Source organism: Chlamydia trachomatis A/HAR-13 (assembly GCF_000012125.1).
GTDB classification, from domain to species: domain Bacteria; phylum Chlamydiota; class Chlamydiia; order Chlamydiales; family Chlamydiaceae; genus Chlamydia; species Chlamydia trachomatis.
This window is the reverse complement of record NC_007429.1, coordinates 16672-33313: the sequence shown is the minus strand read 5'-3', so window position 1 is coordinate 33313 and position 16642 is coordinate 16672. Positions and strand designations below refer to the sequence as shown.

The window sequence follows — 16642 nt, the reverse complement described above, 5'->3', positions numbered from 1 at the left end:
ACCTAAAAATTCTTTTTCTATTTCTGTACACAAGAGACAACCCAAATATGGCCATCTAAATCAAAAACCTGTCTTAAAGGAAACCCTCCCGTCCCTTGTTCACCAAGCTCCCCTCCGAGCATTTCCCATCGTTTTAAAAAACGAACAAAATCATGATCGGTCTCCAGCTCTATAAATACTGTGGTCGGGCCTCTTGTTTCTTTTGTCTGTTGCAGGTACAAACTCGTCTTCCCTAAAAGGAATAATTTATCTCCGTCCCAACACTCTTTTCCAAACATCCTGGAATAGAACTTCTTAGCTTTTCGAAGATCTTGAACTTCTAAAACTACAGAAAAGGTTTTGGGAGAAACTACCTCTATCCTAGGGAGATCCTCTTGAGTACTTAAACAAGCACTGTTACCATAAAAATACTGCAGATACAGATCTGGTCGACGTTCTCTAGTTCTCTCTAGACTAACCTGTTTTCTCCAATCCGCAATCTTCTGATGGTCTCCACAGAGCAACACTTCAGGGACCGACTCACCCTCAAAAACCCGTGGACGAGTGTACTGAGGACCTTCTAACAATCCATTTTCAAGAGAGTCGTACTCTGCACTTTCTTGGTTCCCTAAAACCCCCGGAATGAAGCGCGCAAGAGCATCTACGAGAACTAAAGCCGCCGCGCACCCATTGGTGAGAACGTAATCACCAATACTTATCTCCTCATCCACTTCGGCAGTCAACGCCCTTTCATCAATTCCCTCATAGTGTCCACATAACAATACCAAATGCGAACACGACGCCAGTTCACGACTTTTCTTTGCGGAAAGAAGTTGTCCCTGCGGAGATAAGTATATGACCTTGGACTTCTTTCTTCTTATGCTTCTAATAGCCTGTACCACAGGCTCTGCCATCAAAAGCATCCCCTCTCCATTATAGGGAGAGTCATCTACCTGCTTCCATTTCCCTAAGCCGAACTCTCGAATATCTCGGGAGCGAACAGATAAAGCTCCCTGTTTAATTGCTCGGCCCAAAATAGTCGCCTGTAAAGGACTAGCAAAATAGTCCGGGAATAAAGAGAGAATATCTATCTCCATTCCTTATGTCCTTATCTACTTAGCAGCTGCTTCAGCCTTTCTTGCAGCAAGACGCTGACGATAAGCTCGTCTTTTTTGTCTAACGACTGCTCTACGAGCAACTTTTTTAGCCATTAGTTCAGCATAAACCCCAGGAGCTCCTTGTTTCACTAAAGCCCCAGCCTTCTCTGTAAGCTCAGCTCCTTGATTCAACCAATAAAAAATCCGTTCGCTTTTCAGCTGATAATTCTGCTCGCTATGAGGATCGTACCATCCCAACAGCTCAATATATTTACCATCTCTAGGAGACTCCACATCAGCTAGTACTAATCTATATACAACATGGTTCTTACATCCTTGTTGTCTTAAACGAATTTTTAACGCCACAGATTCCCTCCAGACATTTTTTTACCCATCTGTTCCATTTTCTCTCGGGTCATTCCCTTAAAAAACTTCTTAGATTGCATCATTTGCTTACGGAACTGATTGACATCACCTAGCGTCAATCCACAGCCCGCAGCGATTCTTTTCATCCGGCTCATACTCAATTCCACTAACTCCTTTCGTTCCTCTGGAGTCATAGACAGAATAATCGCTTCATTTCTTTTCATTTGTTTCTCGGATTCTTCCAAATCCTTATCGCTAGGTTTTGCACCACCAAAACTTGGCATCATATTCATGATCTTACGCAAAGGCCCTAAACGACGAAAAGCAAGTATCTGCTTATGAAAATCCTCATAAGTGAACGTTGCTTTTGTTAACTTTTCTTCTAACTCTTTATTCTCTTCTTCAGAGATACACTCTCGCATCTTGTCCACTAGACTGATCGTATCTCCCATTCCAAGAATACGTTCTGCCATCGACTGTGCGTTAAAAGGACGTAGATCCTTTATCTTCTCTCCACACCCTTCAAATTTAATTGGCTTATTAAGCAAGGACTTCACAGACAACACCGCTCCAGCTCGAGCATCACCGTCTGCCATAGACACAACCACACCTGTTAAGCCTAAGCGCTCGTCAAAAGCTTTTGCAGTAACAACCGCATCTTGTCCCATCGCTAAGTTCATAACGAACAAGGTTTCGTACGGGCTCGTTACACGAGCAATAGCTACTAACTCATCCATCAACGCATCATCCACATGAAGCCGTCCAGCGGTATCTACAAGGACTAAATCATATCCTTGGCTTTTCGCATGCTGAACCGCCTCCGCCGCCATGTCCACAGGATCATTTCCTTCCCTTCGGAAAAAATCTGCTCCTGTTTGTTTTACTAAACCTTCTAACTGTTCTACAGCCGAAAAACGTTTCAAATCACAGGAGGCTACCAGCACTTTCTTTGCCTTCTTTTCTCGAAGAAAATAGTCAGCAAGCTTAGCACAAGTAGTCGTTTTCCCCGCTCCCTGTAACCCGCAGAGTAAAATAACAGCTGGGCATCCCCGTAACGAAACAGCGGTCTGCTCTGAAGCAAGAGAAGATGAAAGCTCTTCATGCAAACACTTGATAAACTGTTGCCCAGGAGAGACATGTTTCCAAACTTCTTCCCCAACAACTTTCTGCTTCACTTTAGCAATAAAATCCTTCACCGCCTGATAATTCACATCGGCATCTAGAAGAGCTAAGCGAACCTCTCTAATGGAGTCGGAAATACTCTCCTCTGTCACCCTCTTTGCGGTAAAAAGTGAGGAGAAAATGTTAGATAATTTTTGCGATAAAGAACTAATCATCTCTCGGAAAAGCCAGAAACCTCCCCAGAGGATACAGCATCATTAGCTTGATTTTCAAGGAAAAAAAACCTATCCAATTGCGCATAATCTTTCAACACGCGTCCTCGGATTCCCTTGGCATGAAAAATTTGCTTTACATCCTCTCCTTGTGTTGAGCCAATCTCTAGCCAGCCAACGCCTCCAGAGACTAAAATTTTATGAATATGAGTAGCTATACGATGATAAAATTCTAACCCAGAAACGCCTCCAACTAAAGCTTTCCAAGGTTCATGACACCGTACCTCAGGATCTGATTCAAAAAACTCTTTATAGGATAGGTAAGGAGGGTTACAAACAAGCACATCTGCAGGAAAAGAGAAAGGATCAAACAAATCCCCTAAAAGAAAGTCTACTGCAAGCGCATTGCTTCTAGCATTGGACTCTGCAATGGCCAAAGCTTCAGGACTGATATCTGATAGCGTAACACGTACATGCGGACAGTGCTTCCTCACTGCCAAACCAATACACCCGCTCCCACAGCAAACATCATAAAATGTTGTCTTTTCCTTGTGCATCTGCAGATAACCAATGATCTGCTCTACAAAAATTTCTGTTTCTTGCCTAGGAATTAGAACTTGAGGGGTTACTTGCAACTCAACCCCTAAGAAATGCACTTTACCGTGGATGTATGCCGTAGGACAACGATCCCCTCGCTTCCGCAGACGCTTCCAATAAAGACTTTGCTCTTCGCTCGATAACTTCGCCTGATGGAGAGCGCTTCTAGAAGAAATCTCTAACAAATCCATCAAGATATCTTCGGCTTCCCTTTGAGGAAACCGAATCCCTCGAGACAACAAATACTCTGAAGCTTCTCTAAGCAGTTTCTTCATGACCGAATAGCTGCCGATGTACGTGGGTTACAAGAGCTGTCGTAATCATATCCAACTCCCCTTCCATTACACGATCTAAGTTATATAAAGTTAAGCCAATTCGGTGATCGGTCACACGGTTTTGAGGAAAATTATAGGTTCGAATTCGCTCCGAACGATCTCCGCTTCCTACCTGAGCAGAACGCATAGCAGAGGCTTCTTGCGCGCGCTTCTGCACTTCTGCATCGCGAATACGAGCTTTTAGCACGCGCATAGCCTTAGCTTTATTTTTATGCTGACTGCGTTCATCTTGGCACGTAACGACAACGCCAGAAGGAATATGAGTAATACGCACAGCAGAATCTGTAACGTTGACGTGCTGGCCTCCGGCTCCAGAAGAACGGAAGGTATCAATACGTAAATCCTTCTCATCAATGAAAACTTCTTCGTCATCTTCTGCTGGTTCTGGAAGAACAGCTACCGTTACCGCAGACGTATGTACCCTACCCTGAGTCTCTGTTTCTGGGACCCTTTGCACACGATGTGTTCCTGCTTCATACTGCAAGAAACGTTTCACAGAAGCCCCAGAAATCCCCATAACATATTCTTTGTAGCCTCCGAGATCTGACTCCGATGTAGAGAGAACTTCGCATTGCCACCCCTTACTTGCTGCATAAAGGTGATACATGCGCACACAGTCCCCTACAAAAAGAGCCGCTTCATCTCCTCCCGTTCCTGCTCGCAACTCCATAATCACACTGAGATCATCATCTGGATCAGGTGGAATAAGCAGGTTTTCTAACTGCTTCGATAGACGTTCTACAGCCTCTTCCCCTACAAGAACTCCTTCTTCTAGCATAGCTACTATTTCTGGATCCTTCTCTGTTGATAAAGCGAGTTTATCGTCCTGAAGAATTTTCTTTGTCGCAACCAATGACTCATGAGCATTTTTAATCTCAGAAAGACGCGCATGCTCCTTGCTCAGCGAACTATATTCTTTAGGATTACTAAAGATATTCGGATCGGATATCTGCTTTTCAACTTCTTCAAGGCGCTTTAAACACTCTAAAACTTTTATTTCCATGAACGACTTCTTCTGCCTTTACTCTAGTATCTCTCTAACAAAGACCAGAGTGTACATTGGCAATCAATTTTTGGGGAACACTAGACTTTACTCTGAAAAGTCAGATTCAAAAAGAGAGACTTATTAAAACAAAAAAAGCGGGGTGTTCGCCCCGCTTTTCTCTAGATAACAGAAAGTTCTGTTCAAACTATTTTTTCTTCTTAGCAGGAGATTTCCTCTTACCCTTGGGAAGAACATCTTCCACAACGGTTTCAGGCTTAGGAGCAGACTGCTTAATGCCACTGTATCGTTTCAAGAACTTATCAACTCGACCCTCAGCATCCACAAGCTTCTTGCTTCCTGTGAAGAATGGATGCGAAGACGAGGAAACGCTGACGTAGCATACAGGGTATTCTTGTCCTTCAAAAACCTCTGTTTTATCTGTCTGATAGGTAGACCCACAAATAAACTTATACCCAGTGGAAGAATCTACAAACAGAACTTGTCTGTACTCAGGATGAGTGTTTTTTTTCATTTGACAACCCCAAAATCACTATCTTAGTATGTGAAAATCTCACATAACAGAAGGGAGAGCATACCCGAACATTTTATGAAAAAGCAAGAAAAAATGCACCCTCAAAACCTTCTTAAAGTTTTTATTTTTTTCTTGGCATTTTTCATATCCTATCCCTCGGCTGAAGCCCATTCTCCTCTCCAATCATCAATCCAAGAAAAAATTCTAACTGCCCGCCCCGGAGACTATGCCGTCTTAAGCCGAGGATCTCAAAAATTTTTCTTTTTAATTCGCCAAAGTTCTTCGGAAGCGACTTGGGTCGAAATGTCTGAATTTGCCTCCCTAACACAGCAAGAAAAAAAATTAGTAGAACAGTCTTCCTGGAAGAATGCCTTCCATCAACTCCAATCTTCAAAAAAAGTGTACTTGTTACGAATTTCCAAAAATCCTCTTATGATTTTTGTTCTCAAAAATGCGCAATGGATGCCTCTCTCAGAAAAAGATCCTTTGCCTTTCTTTGTAAAAATCCTTCGACTCCCTTTATCTCCAGCCCCCTCTCACTTAATTAAATACAAAGGGAAAGAACGCACCCCCTGGTCTCCGCGAACATCTTTGAATGGAGAACTCATAACCCTTCCTTCCAGTGCTTGGATTTCTGTTTGGCCAAAAGATTCTTCTCCTCTATCAGAAAAAAATATTCTCATATATTTTTCTAACAATGAACGTTTAGCGTTTCCTCTATGGACTAGTATTGATACTCCTACAGGGACAGTGATTATTAAGACTATTGAAATGGGGCACCAAGCCGCCTCCTCCTATCCAGCTCTTCCCAATTTCTAGCCATCTTCATACTTTCATCGAAAACGGTTTCAATGTAGTGCCGAAAAAGCTTTTTATGTAAGATGAACCTTGGCTTAAAGACCTCCATATGAATTAAGTAGATCCTGCTCTAAAAAAATCTAAATTTTTTCACAATAGAAAGTAGTGAAGAGAGGTCTCTCCTAACATAAATACTGTTAAATCTAATGACGAGCAGTTACATGAGTCGCTTATATTCCCTGAATAAGAGTCGTCGCATTCTTCATTCTTCCTTTAGATTGCTGAAAAGCACAAAAATGCTCTCTCATCCGGAAACTCAAAAAGAACTACAAGAAGTCTTGAAACAGCTTGAAGAGGCTATTTTGGATCAGAATAGGGAAGATGCTTCCCTTTTTGCTAAGCAAGCTCAAGCCATACAAAAAAGATTCCCTAAATCCAAACTCCGAGCTACTTTTGATCTTATCTATGCTTTGACGTTTGCTGCCATTCTTGCTTTTTTAATCCGCCAGTTCTGGTTTGAGCTATATGAAGTTCCTACAGGATCTATGCGGCCTACTATTCTTGAACAAGATCGTATTCTTGTTTCCAAAACAACATTTGGACTCCGGCTACCTTTTAGTAACAAAAGTATTGGCTATACACCTGAGGCTATCACTCGAGGAGAACTGGTAGTCTTCACTGTTGGAGATCTTCCTATCCCTAACGCCGACACTAAGTATTTTGGAATCATCCCTGGGAAAAAACGCTATATAAAACGGTGCATGGGTAAACCTGGAGATACCGTATATTTTTATGGAGGGAAAATTTATGGGATCGATTGCGATGGAGAGCCCATCTTCCCCCAAAATACAGAGAATCTCTACCACGTCCCCTATATTTCTTTTGACGGAACTCCAGAAATCCTTACCCATTCAGAAGAGCAAACAGATGTGATCTTTAACCAATTTCACACACCTTGTGGAAAGATTTCTCTCCCTCAACAGGCTTCTTATGGACAATTTTTCTATAAGAATGCTTGGCATAATGATACTCCCTATGCTTTAAAAGATCCTCATAATGAGCCTGTTAGCTATGCCGATCTATTCGGAATAAAAAATTTTGCAATAGTTCGCATCCTTACTAAAAAACAAGCTGCTCTTACTCATGTCCTTCCCTCTCCTCTTTCGGACACCTACCTAGAAATTGCCCACACTCCTAATGTTTCCTATCCTCACCCTCACTTACGTCCATTTGAAACACAGCTTATTCCTACTATCGAACCTATGAAAACCTTGCTTCCTTTAAGGAAGGAACATATTCATTTGATTCGTAATAACCTCACAACATCCCGTTTTACAGTTGTAGATGGATATGCTTACAAGTACCAACCTGCTCCCATGAATACCTCAGGCATGGCCAGGATGTTTGCCCTACCTATGCCAAATATTCCTGACGGATGTTATGAATTTTCTAAAGGAGACGTGTTTAAAATTAATATGGGTGGCTTTCGAACGAAACTCAAACAGCCGCATCCTTTAACGCAATTAAGCAATTCTCAGGTCATTGACTTATTTAATTGCGGCATTAGTTTCCACACGATCTATATTCCTAAAAACCCTCAATATGCTCCGTTCCCTAATCGCTATGCATTTTTCAATCAAGGGAACCTGTTCGTTATGGATTCTCCAGTTTTTATTGATAGCGATCCTGCCTTACAGAAATTCATTGTGTCTGAAGAGGAAAAAGAACTTCAATCATCTGAAGACAAACCTTACATCGCGTTTATTGACAGAGGTCCTCCTCCAGAATCTACAGAGGAATTTGTTTCCTTTATTACTAATTTCGGTCTTAAAATTCCGGAAGGCCACGTGCTTGTCTTAGGAGATAATTGTCCTATGAGCGCTGATAGCCGTGATTTTGGTTTTGTTCCCGTTGAAAATCTTTTAGGATCTCCTGTTGGGATCTTCTGGCCTATTAATCGTCTAGGATTGTTATCTTCCAATATAACGCCCTTGAGTTTACCTGGCTACCTCGTAAATGGATTGGCTCTAGGAGCTTTTCTTGACTGCATAGGATTATGGTACTATCGAAAAAACCATAGGCTATTCCCTTAAGAGCAAAAAAAAAAAGAGGTCTTTTAATAAGACCTCTTTTTTTGCTCAATGATAGTGATCTCAACGCTCAACTCGCTCCAGAACGAAGGACACTGCGTGACCGTTAATATCCCACTCTTCCCCTTCTTTATAATCGATCACAGAAACGGAAGTGGTTAATGTCTCTTCACAAATGTACTCTTTGTGTAAAGCGAACGCTTCCTGAACGATAACAGGGGCATGTAAACGTATAGCAATGCGATCAGAAACGTGTAATTTCCCATTTCTTCGCATAGTGTTGATCTTATTAACCAACTCTCTGGCTATACCTTCCATAATTAAAGGCTCTGTTAACTGACAATCCAGTACTGCTACAAAAGAAGCTGAGCTTCTCGCTACAAATCCTTCAGCCGATGCCCAAGAAACTGTAATGTCCTCTTTATCTAAAGAAATGGTCTCTTCTCCTAGAGAAACAACCATCTGCCCTTTGTGCATAAAAGCCCGAATTTGCTCTTGAGGCAATCTTGCTAGAGCTCTTTGAATTTCTGGAAGACGATTACCTACCTTCTTCCCTAAGGTTCGGAAATTAGGCTTAATCAAAGTGGTTACATACTCCGGAGTTTCTGAACAAAAATGTACATCTTTCACATTAAGCTCTTCTCCAATCAAGGATCCAACTTGAGCTAAAGCCTCCATTCTCTCCTTGCTTCCTACAATATACACGTTTTGAAGAGGTTGACGTACTTTCAGTTTATGCTCCTTACGCAAAGAATGCCCTAGAGCTACAATCTCTCGAATATCCTGCATTTTCCTTTCCAAATCAGGAAGAATCTTTTCTAGGACAACGTGAGGAAAATCACATAAGTGCACAGACTCGGGATCCGTTTCTCCTCGTAATTGCTGGTACATATCTTCTGCAATAAAAGGAATGAATGGCGCAATGACTTTAGAAAAGACTACCAACACTTCATAAAGTGTAGAGAATGCTGCCCGTCGATCTGCAGAATCCTCGGCATCCCAAAAACGTCGCCGCGACCTACGAATATACCAGTTAGTTAAATCTTCAATGAAATCCACAAAAGGATTTACAGCAGCATGTAAATCATATTGCGACATACTTTCTCGAGTTTTCCCTACCAAACTGTATAGAGAAGAAAGAATCCAGCAGTCTATTTCAGCAAGTTCTATATTGTCTGTTTCTTTAGGATCAAAACCATACAATTCCGCATAAGTCTTATAGAAAGCCAAAGCATTAGACAACGGCAATAGAACTTGCTTAAGCACAGACTCTACCCCTTTATCGGAAAAGCGAAGATCTTCAGCTTTAACGACCACGCTATTCAACAAATACAGCCGCAAAGCATCTGCTCCATACGCGTCCATAATCATTTTTGGACTAGGATAATTATTCAACCGCTTCGACATTTTATTTCCGTCTTCCGCAAGAATAATCCCATTTACAATTACATTTTTAAAAGCGGGCTGATCGAATAAAGCTGCAGCAATAACGGTTAACGTATAGAACCAACCTCGAGTCTGATCTAGTCCTTCAGCAATAAAGTCAGCTGGGAAGCAAGCCTCCGTTTCTTCTGCTCTTTCAAAAGGGTAATGATTCTGAGCATATGGCATAGCTCCAGAATCAAACCAACAATCGAAAACATAAGGGATTCTTCGGAAAGATTTCCCGTTCTGGTTAATTTCTATCTCATCAATAAAATGGCGATGCAAATCTACAATCTTCTGTCCAGATAATGCCTCCAGTTCCTGGATAGATCCTATGACCAAAAGCTCTCCATCGTCACTACGCCAAATAGGTATAGGAGTCCCCCAATAACGATTTCTACTGATAGCCCAGTCACGAGCTCCCTCTAACCACTTACCAAAGCGTCCTTGTTTGATATGCCCAGGAGTCCAATGAATGGATTCATTGGCTTTTAACATCTTACTCTTTACCTTTTCTACAGCAACGAACCAAGAATTCACTGCTTTGTAAATTAAAGGAGAGTCAGTTCTCCAACAAAACGGATAGCGGTGACGAACTGTACCTTGATAGAACAGTTTATTTTCGTTCTTCAATCGACGAGCGATGCCTTTGTCAGCAGACTTAATATATTCGCCGACAAAATCCTTCACCTCAGCGGTATAACACCCCTGATTATCAACAGGGCACACTAGAGGTACGTTATGTTCCTGGCAAGCAAAAAAGTCAGCTTCTCCAAAAGCTGGTGCCATATGAACAATACCCGTCCCCTCACTTTCCTCAATAAAATCTGCAGGAAGAATACGAAAAGCCTCTAACTCCTTTTTATCTTGGAAATAAGGGAAAAGCGGTTCGTAACTTTGTCCAACAAGACTCTTTCCAGACAATTGTCCTATCCATTCATAAGATTCTCGATCTGGGAACCAACGAGGCAAACTTTCCTGTCCCAGGATATATTCGTCTCCTGATTCTTTGTCTTTAATACGGACATAGGTGAGCTCAGGATGCACAGCTAGCGCCATATTTGAAACAAGAGTCCAAGGAGTTGTGGTCCATGCTAGAAGAAAGCCTTGATTGTCTTGCAAAGCAAATTTTATAACGACAGAAGGGTCGTCTACTTCCTTATAATTTTGGCCAGCTTCGAAATTGGATAGCGGGGTACCTAGCTTGGTAGAAAAAGGAACTACTTTGGTCCCCTCATACACAAGTCCTTGATCATAGAGAGAGCGGAATACCCACCAGACACTCTCCATGAAAGATAGGTCCATAGTCCTCCATGTTGCAGAAAAATCTACCCATCGGCCGATCCTATCCACAAAATATTTCCATTCATCCGCGTATCGGAAAACAATCTTGCGACATTCTTCGTTAAAATTCGCCACACCGAAACGCTCAATAGCTCCTGGCTCGGTAAGACCTAAAGATTTCTCTACTTCGTATTCGACTGGCACCCCATGACAATCCCAGCCAAAACGCCGGGGCACATAATGCCCATCCATCGACGCATAACGACATACAACATCTTTTATTGTACCTGCTAACAGGTGGCCATAATGCGGTAAGCCTGTAGCAAATGGAGGCCCGTCATAAAAAGAAAAAGTGGGGCAGCCCTCTCGATTGTCTAAAGTTTTTTGGAAAATATCTTGCTCTTTCCAAAAAGATAGAATCTTTTCCTCTTTGGCGGAAATACTAATCTTATCTTCGTTATCCATTCTTTGATTATTCACTTATGGGTTTTGATGCTTTCGAAAGTTTGATCGATCTGCTTACAAAGTTTGCAGTTTAACTGCTTTCCTAAACAGGTATTTCTTAACTAACGGATTATGATCGATTCGCCTTTTAAACCGTTAATTAAAATATGCTTATCGAGCGAGCGGAAGAGAGCACAATAAATGGAGGAACCACTCTTTTACTCCTAGGCCAACCCCATATAATCGCCTGAATCCCCTCTCTTTCATTTCCCTTTGCCTCGACCACAATCCGCTTTTAATGAACAAGTTACATTGATTTCTCATCAAAACATTGCGGAAAAGACTCAGAATCCTTACAATCCTCGGCTCTGGGGGTGTAAAGGTTTCGACTTAGAAATGAAGCGTTAATTGCATGCGGAGGGCGTTGGCTGGCCTCCTAAAAAGCCGACAAAACAATAAATGCCGAACCTAAGGCTGAATGCGAAATTATCAGCTTCGCTGATCTCGAAGATCTAAGAGTAGCTGCTTAATTAGCAAAGTTGTTACCTAAATACGGGTGACCCGGTGTTCGCAAGCTCCACCAGAGGTTTTCGAAACACCGCCATGTATCTGGTTAGAACTTGGGTCCTTTAATTCTCGAGGAAATGAGTTTGAAATTTAATGAGAGTCGTTAGTCTCTATAGGGGTTTCTAGCTGAGGAGACATAACGTATAGTACCTAGGAACTAAGCATGTAGAGGTTAGCGGGGAGTTTACTAAGGACGAGAGTTCGACTCTCTCCACCTCCATAGGTTTCTTCTTCTGTTTTTGCCTAGTGGGGAATCTTGGATTTTCGTGTCCTCCCAAATAACGAGTCCACCGAGTTCCCCAAGAGGCATACAGAAGGAGAGGCCGTTTTTTATCGAAATTTTTCCCCAATTCTGTTAGAATATCTCTCTGGCTTTCAGTGATCTTTCTCTTACGTCCGCATTTTTTGCCTCTGTACTTCTCCCCGCTTCAAAAGCTAGAAGCTTTACCTTTTTAAGGGAGTATTCTTCGTGTACGTTTTTTCTAGTACCTTTTTTTTCATGCAGCATGCCCACAATACGGATAGCCTCCCGGCATGGGATTGCTTACAACACAACTATCTTCGTCGTAATGCGCTGACATCTTTTTGCAGCTATGTGCCCATTCTGAGCACAGTTGTAGGGATTCGCACCTTGTATAACATGCGCAAATTACATACAGCCTTTGTACAACGAACAGGAGGATTCCTCTGTCAAAATGACCCGAACATTCCTTGCGATAAGTTCCCCTGCTCTATCATTAAAAAAGAATGGCCACAAGTGCACACAAAAGCGATGCAAGAAGTCTTTGGAATCAAAGCTTTAGTTTGCCTTGGATCCCTTATTCTAAAAATCTTCCGGGCTGTTAAAGCTTTTTTCCATAGAACTTTTTCGCCCTCTCTACTTCCAGAACAGGATGCCTCTATTCAATTGCCAGACTCTCCTCAATCAGGAATCCCGGAAGAGACATTATTAGAAACCCCGCGTAGCTCTTAGCAAAAAAGAAAAAAGAAGAAGAGTCTTGTTACCTAAGTAACAAGACTCCTATTGAACTTGCTTATGCCCCTTCTTTTACTGACAAAACAATATAGGCGGGAAAAGCAAAATGATTATTTGGTCTAGAGACACACTCTAAAACTACAGATTTTCCTAACCATTTACTCAAATCGATACTAGTAGCATAGACAAAGGCCACTACGTCTTCACCATTTTTCAAGAGATAATCGCCAGGATTATTTTTAACGATGTGAGGATACACTTCGAGTTCTCCGGTCAGCACTCGTTTCTTCTTCTGTTCATCTCTATAAAAAGATTCCATAGTGAGCTGATGCTGAATCTCTTCGGGCTGAAGACTTACCCAAACAGCAAACAAAGAACGCTCAAAACTCTCTCTTCCTTCTATAACAGGAGAGGCCTTAACGAAACCTTTTTTACGGATATAATGCGATAACAAAGAACCTTTGACAGAGCTTAAATCTTGAGCCGGCTCTGTAACAACAGCGGGAGCAGGAACAGGAACCGTTGTAACCTTTTGTTCTTCTATTTTTGTCACAACTGGGGTTTCCTCAACAGCTGGAGAAACTACAGCGATCTCTTCCAAAACTTTATGCTGGATCTCTGGGACTTTTACAGAACTCTTCTCCAAGGATTTTGCTAGGAAAGCTTCTTGAACCCTCTCTAAGGCTTTTTGTACCAACGATTGTAAACCTGGGACATCCTTAAATTCTTCAGACTGCGCAAGATTCATTTTCTTATAAATGGCGTCTAAATCAATATCCTCTATCTTTTTCTGCAACTCAGCATCTGCAAAATGCATAGCGGAACTCAATAGATCTAAAGCTAATTTTTTTTGCCCTTCTTTTTGATTGTATAGGTCCAAAGCCCCAACATTCTTCACAAAATTCTTCGCAACATAAAAAACACATTGCTTGGGAAGAGCAATTTCTATCCACTTACCCTGAGCTGCGCCCAAAGTCTTTACAACAGTTCCTTTAGACAATCTTGCTAAGATAGGAGCAGAAGTCGAAGGCTCTAACCGAACATTAACCTTCTCCCCTTCAATCACATTATCGAGAACAAAAGTTCGAAATACATAACCACGAACTCCTTCAGGAGCAGCTACTACGTAGTAGTCTTTGCTCTCTCCTAGAACAGCTAGACAGTCACCTTTAGATAACTCTTTAATGATAAAACTATCCGTATGCGGAGCCAAACGTAAACGCACACGATTTCCTTTGATCTCTCCTGTAAACGGAGAGAAAGCCGCTCTATCACCGACAGAAGCCTCAACTTTTGCTTTGGAAAGATCCGCAGCACATAAGCAGGCATCTGCCCCACAAGAAAGGGCAAAAATGAGCATAGAAATAGACAACGTTCGCACGCAAAAACTCCTGCAATTCGCTAAAATCTGAGCCTCCAATGAGGCATTCGCAGCTCTAGAAGACTTATCCTCTAGAGAGGGAATTATTATTGACTTAAAGGAAAAAGTCAACCGCGACTGTTCGATCTTTTACTCTGAAAACGCCAGTCTTCTTCGGACTATTCTTAAGTATAAAGAACAGCTTTCACGTGTTCACAGTATGGCTGCCCACATGTGCATCCAATCGGCGTTCCTAAATACACATTAAACTGCTCTTCTGGATTCAAAGGATCTGTAACAGTGTACATCTTTTCTCCACTTTGAGAGATATCCCATGAACGAAAAGTAAGATCCTCATCCGATACTCCGGCATCCTCTTCTTCCACTGTAGCTCGTCCAATTTGACAATGCAAACAGTTGCAATGAGGCTCTGGCTTAGCTAAAATAGAAGTTGGTCCTATAGATAATGAACGCATCATTTGCGCTATCCTCTCCAGTAAATCGGTAGGAAGATCAGGATGATCCTTATGTTCTGGAGAATGTTGCAACAACATATTAATCGAACCAGCTCCTCCTAGTAACATAGAAACCAAGCCCTTTTGAGAAAAAACCTGTACTTCGCATCCTTTAGCCATTTGTTGAACAGCTCCTAACAAAGAGCTAATTTTTTCCTCTTCCTTGTTTTTCTGAGGAGCTGTGGACTCTAAATATAGCAAGTGCTCTTGGAACACCTCATCAACAATCGCTTGTCCTAGATTAGGTATAGAGACTGTCTCTCCATCAATTAAATGGAGTTTCAAAGTAATACCCCCTTCCGTCCCTCCATCACAAGACTCTATGAAAGCTATCTGATTCCATCGAGCAGAAATGTATGGGGAAATACAAATGAACTGATCATTAATTTTAACTTTCATAACAACCTCCAACAGAAGGACTCACTTTCCTCGGCATTGTAGTTAAGGGGTACATTTTTGACAAACAGATTAGCACACGCGGAGGTTGATTGCTAAAAACCCTCTCTCCCGACTTCTCTCTAACAAAGACATGTTTTAATTTTTCTGGATATGATACACAATCAAAGTACTATCTCCCCCTTACACTTGAGTCATTTAGGAATTTGTAATGAAAAAAACCTCTGTTATTGATACCAGCGTTTTGATTTACGATCCTAAGGCCCTTTCCTCTTTTTCTAACACTCGCATCATTATCCCTTTTACAGTAATCGAAGAATTGGAATCCTGCGCAAAGTTTCGAGATGAATCAGGGAAAAATGCTTCCAGAGCATTGGGCAATATTCGTGTATTACTAGAGCAGTCGGAAAGACCCTCTTCTGGTCAAATTTTATTAAAAAACGGCAGCGAGTTATGTATTGAAGTCTCTCCTCTAGTCAATCTTTCAAACCACAAGAAACAGAAAAAACACCTCACGCTAGAGCTACTCCAAATCATTTCTCAACGAGAGTCTGTTGTTTTCGTAACCAAAAGTCTTGGCAGACGAGTCCATGCGGAAGCACTAGGGATCGAAGCTAAAGACTATGAAAATAAATGCGTATCTTTCCAATCCCTTTACCGTGGACATAGAAAACTAAAGGTAGCGAATAGCACAATTGAATATTTCTATAAGGATGGCTCTATCGCCTTCCCTTCAGATCTATCTCCTTTACCTTCTCCTAACGAATACTTTTTTCTTTCTGGCGACTCTGATAACTATTCCGCTGTTGGTCGCTATAGCTCTAAAGATAACAAAATCCTATCCCTCAAGCCTGCTCCAGAAAAAATTTGGGGTGTCAAGCCTTTGAACATAGAACAACGATGCGCTCTAGATCTACTACTAAGAGACGATATTAAACTTGTGACCTTGATGGGACAAGCTGGATCCGGAAAGACAATACTGGCCTTAGCGGCAGCAATGTACCAAGTGTTTGAGAAACCTAAATATAACAAACTCTTAGTTAGCAGACCCATTATTCCTATGGGGAAGGACATTGGATTTCTTCCTGGTATAAAAGAAGCGAAGCTCATGCATTGGATGCAACCGATCTATGACAACATGGAATTTTTATTCGATGTGAATAATATGGGCGACTTTTCAGAAACTTTGCATAGTTTAATGGAAACAAAAAAACTCGAAATGGAAGCGCTTACTTACATCCGAGGACGCTCTCTACCTAAAGTATTTATGATCATCGACGAGGCGCAAAACCTCACACCCCATGAAATCAAAACAATCATCTCTCGAGCCGGGAAAGGAACAAAAATTGTGTTAACCGGCGATCCTACCCAAATAGACAGTCTATATTTTGATGAAAATTCCAATGGTCTCACCTACCTAGTAGGAAAGTTTCACCATTTACCTTTGTATGGACATATGTTTATGACCCGAACGGAACGTTCCGAACTAGCTGCAGCTGCTGCAACTATTCTTTAACTTTCTCAAAGAAAAATTGTGATTTTTCGCTATCCCCATCTCTTTT

The 16642-nt window shown here is 41.6% G+C and carries 13 protein-coding genes and 1 other RNA gene; 5 read left to right on the top strand and 9 right to left on the bottom strand.

Annotated features, from left to right (window positions below):
* Nucleotides 1–17: 17 nt before the first annotated feature.
* From trmD to CTA_RS00115, 6 genes are all read right to left on the bottom strand, one after another.
* Nucleotides 18–1076: a tRNA (guanosine(37)-N1)-methyltransferase TrmD gene (gene trmD / locus CTA_RS00140; protein ID WP_009873014.1), complete on the bottom strand. Its 1059-nt coding sequence runs from the start codon at nucleotides 1074–1076 to the stop codon at nucleotides 18–20.
* A gap of 15 nt (nucleotides 1077–1091) precedes the next feature.
* Nucleotides 1092–1442: a 30S ribosomal protein S16 gene (locus CTA_RS00135; protein ID WP_011324527.1), complete on the bottom strand. Its 351-nt coding sequence runs from the start codon at nucleotides 1440–1442 to the stop codon at nucleotides 1092–1094.
* Nucleotides 1433–2779 carry a signal recognition particle protein gene (gene ffh, locus CTA_RS00130; RefSeq protein ID WP_011324526.1) on the bottom strand — a complete coding sequence of 449 codons (1347 nt, stop codon included), beginning with the start codon at nucleotides 2777–2779 and terminating at the stop codon, nucleotides 1433–1435. Before ffh ends, CTA_RS00135 begins: the two co-directional genes overlap by 10 nt.
* Nucleotides 2776–3648: a peptide chain release factor N(5)-glutamine methyltransferase gene (gene prmC, locus CTA_RS00125; protein WP_009873502.1), complete on the bottom strand. Its 873-nt coding sequence runs from the start codon at nucleotides 3646–3648 to the stop codon at nucleotides 2776–2778. Before prmC ends, ffh begins: the two co-directional genes overlap by 4 nt.
* Nucleotides 3632–4711, bottom strand: coding sequence for a peptide chain release factor 1 (prfA, locus tag CTA_RS00120; RefSeq protein WP_009871370.1), 1080 nt, complete (start codon nucleotides 4709–4711; stop codon nucleotides 3632–3634). Before prfA ends, prmC begins: the two co-directional genes overlap by 17 nt.
* 187 nt (nucleotides 4712–4898) lie before the next feature.
* Nucleotides 4899–5225, bottom strand: a complete 327-nt coding sequence (locus tag CTA_RS00115; protein ID WP_011324525.1) for a type B 50S ribosomal protein L31 — start codon at nucleotides 5223–5225, stop codon at nucleotides 4899–4901.
* Between the two features lie 75 nt (nucleotides 5226–5300).
* On the opposite strand from CTA_RS00115, the gene CTA_RS00110 reads away from it, so the two are divergent.
* Both CTA_RS00110 and lepB read left to right on the top strand, forming a co-directional pair.
* Nucleotides 5301–6044, top strand: coding sequence for a hypothetical protein (locus CTA_RS00110; RefSeq protein WP_010724988.1), 744 nt, complete (start codon nucleotides 5301–5303; stop codon nucleotides 6042–6044).
* A 185-nt stretch (nucleotides 6045–6229) separates the two neighbouring features.
* A complete protein-coding gene (gene lepB / locus CTA_RS00105; RefSeq protein ID WP_011324524.1) occupies nucleotides 6230–8116 on the top strand; it encodes a signal peptidase I in 1887 nt (628 codons plus the stop codon).
* Nucleotides 8117–8176: 60 nt separating this feature from the next.
* Here the strand turns inward: lepB and ileS are convergent, their stop codons facing one another.
* Nucleotides 8177–11287: an isoleucine--tRNA ligase gene (gene ileS / locus CTA_RS00100; protein WP_011324523.1), complete on the bottom strand. Its 3111-nt coding sequence runs from the start codon at nucleotides 11285–11287 to the stop codon at nucleotides 8177–8179.
* Between the two features lie 349 nt (nucleotides 11288–11636).
* Between ileS and ssrA the strand changes: the two genes are divergently transcribed.
* Nucleotides 11637–12056, top strand: a transfer-messenger RNA (tmRNA) gene (gene ssrA / locus CTA_RS04840).
* A gap of 276 nt (nucleotides 12057–12332) precedes the next feature.
* Nucleotides 12333–12806, top strand: coding sequence for a hypothetical protein (locus tag CTA_RS00095; RefSeq protein ID WP_011324522.1), 474 nt, complete (start codon nucleotides 12333–12335; stop codon nucleotides 12804–12806).
* Between the two features lie 61 nt (nucleotides 12807–12867).
* Here the strand turns inward: CTA_RS00095 and CTA_RS00090 are convergent, their stop codons facing one another.
* On the bottom strand, nucleotides 12868–14169 hold the full coding sequence (locus CTA_RS00090; protein ID WP_011324521.1) for an SH3 domain-containing protein: 1302 nt from the start codon (nucleotides 14167–14169) through the stop codon (nucleotides 12868–12870).
* Nucleotides 14170–14354: 185 nt separating this feature from the next.
* The gene (locus tag CTA_RS00085) at nucleotides 14355–15083 is read right to left on the bottom strand and encodes a hypothetical protein (protein ID WP_009872316.1); all 729 of its coding nucleotides are present in this window, start codon (nucleotides 15081–15083) and stop codon (nucleotides 14355–14357) included.
* 208 nt (nucleotides 15084–15291) lie between these two features.
* On the opposite strand from CTA_RS00085, the gene CTA_RS00080 reads away from it, so the two are divergent.
* Nucleotides 15292–16596: a PhoH family protein gene (locus CTA_RS00080; protein WP_010724983.1), complete on the top strand. Its 1305-nt coding sequence runs from the start codon at nucleotides 15292–15294 to the stop codon at nucleotides 16594–16596.
* Nucleotides 16597–16642: the final 46 nt, after the last annotated feature.

Coding starts and splice junctions, on each gene's coding strand:
- lepB (WP_011324524.1), top strand. CDS start 6,230: ATGACGAGCAGTTACATGAGTCGCTTATATTCCCTGAATAAGAGTCGT.
- CTA_RS00095 (WP_011324522.1), top strand. CDS start 12,333: ATGCAGCATGCCCACAATACGGATAGCCTCCCGGCATGGGATTGCTTA.
- CTA_RS00080 (WP_010724983.1), top strand. CDS start 15,292: ATGAAAAAAACCTCTGTTATTGATACCAGCGTTTTGATTTACGATCCT.
- CTA_RS00090 (WP_011324521.1), bottom strand. CDS start 14,169: ATGCTCATTTTTGCCCTTTCTTGTGGGGCAGATGCCTGCTTATGTGCT.
- ileS (WP_011324523.1), bottom strand. CDS start 11,287: ATGGATAACGAAGATAAGATTAGTATTTCCGCCAAAGAGGAAAAGATT.
- prmC (WP_009873502.1), bottom strand. CDS start 3,648: ATGAAGAAACTGCTTAGAGAAGCTTCAGAGTATTTGTTGTCTCGAGGG.
- ffh (WP_011324526.1), bottom strand. CDS start 2,779: ATGATTAGTTCTTTATCGCAAAAATTATCTAACATTTTCTCCTCACTT.
- CTA_RS00115 (WP_011324525.1), bottom strand. CDS start 5,225: ATGAAAAAAAACACTCATCCTGAGTACAGACAAGTTCTGTTTGTAGAT.
- CTA_RS00085 (WP_009872316.1), bottom strand. CDS start 15,083: ATGAAAGTTAAAATTAATGATCAGTTCATTTGTATTTCCCCATACATT.
- prfA (WP_009871370.1), bottom strand. CDS start 4,711: ATGGAAATAAAAGTTTTAGAGTGTTTAAAGCGCCTTGAAGAAGTTGAA.
- CTA_RS00110 (WP_010724988.1), top strand. CDS start 5,301: ATGAAAAAGCAAGAAAAAATGCACCCTCAAAACCTTCTTAAAGTTTTT.
- trmD (WP_009873014.1), bottom strand. CDS start 1,076: ATGGAGATAGATATTCTCTCTTTATTCCCGGACTATTTTGCTAGTCCT.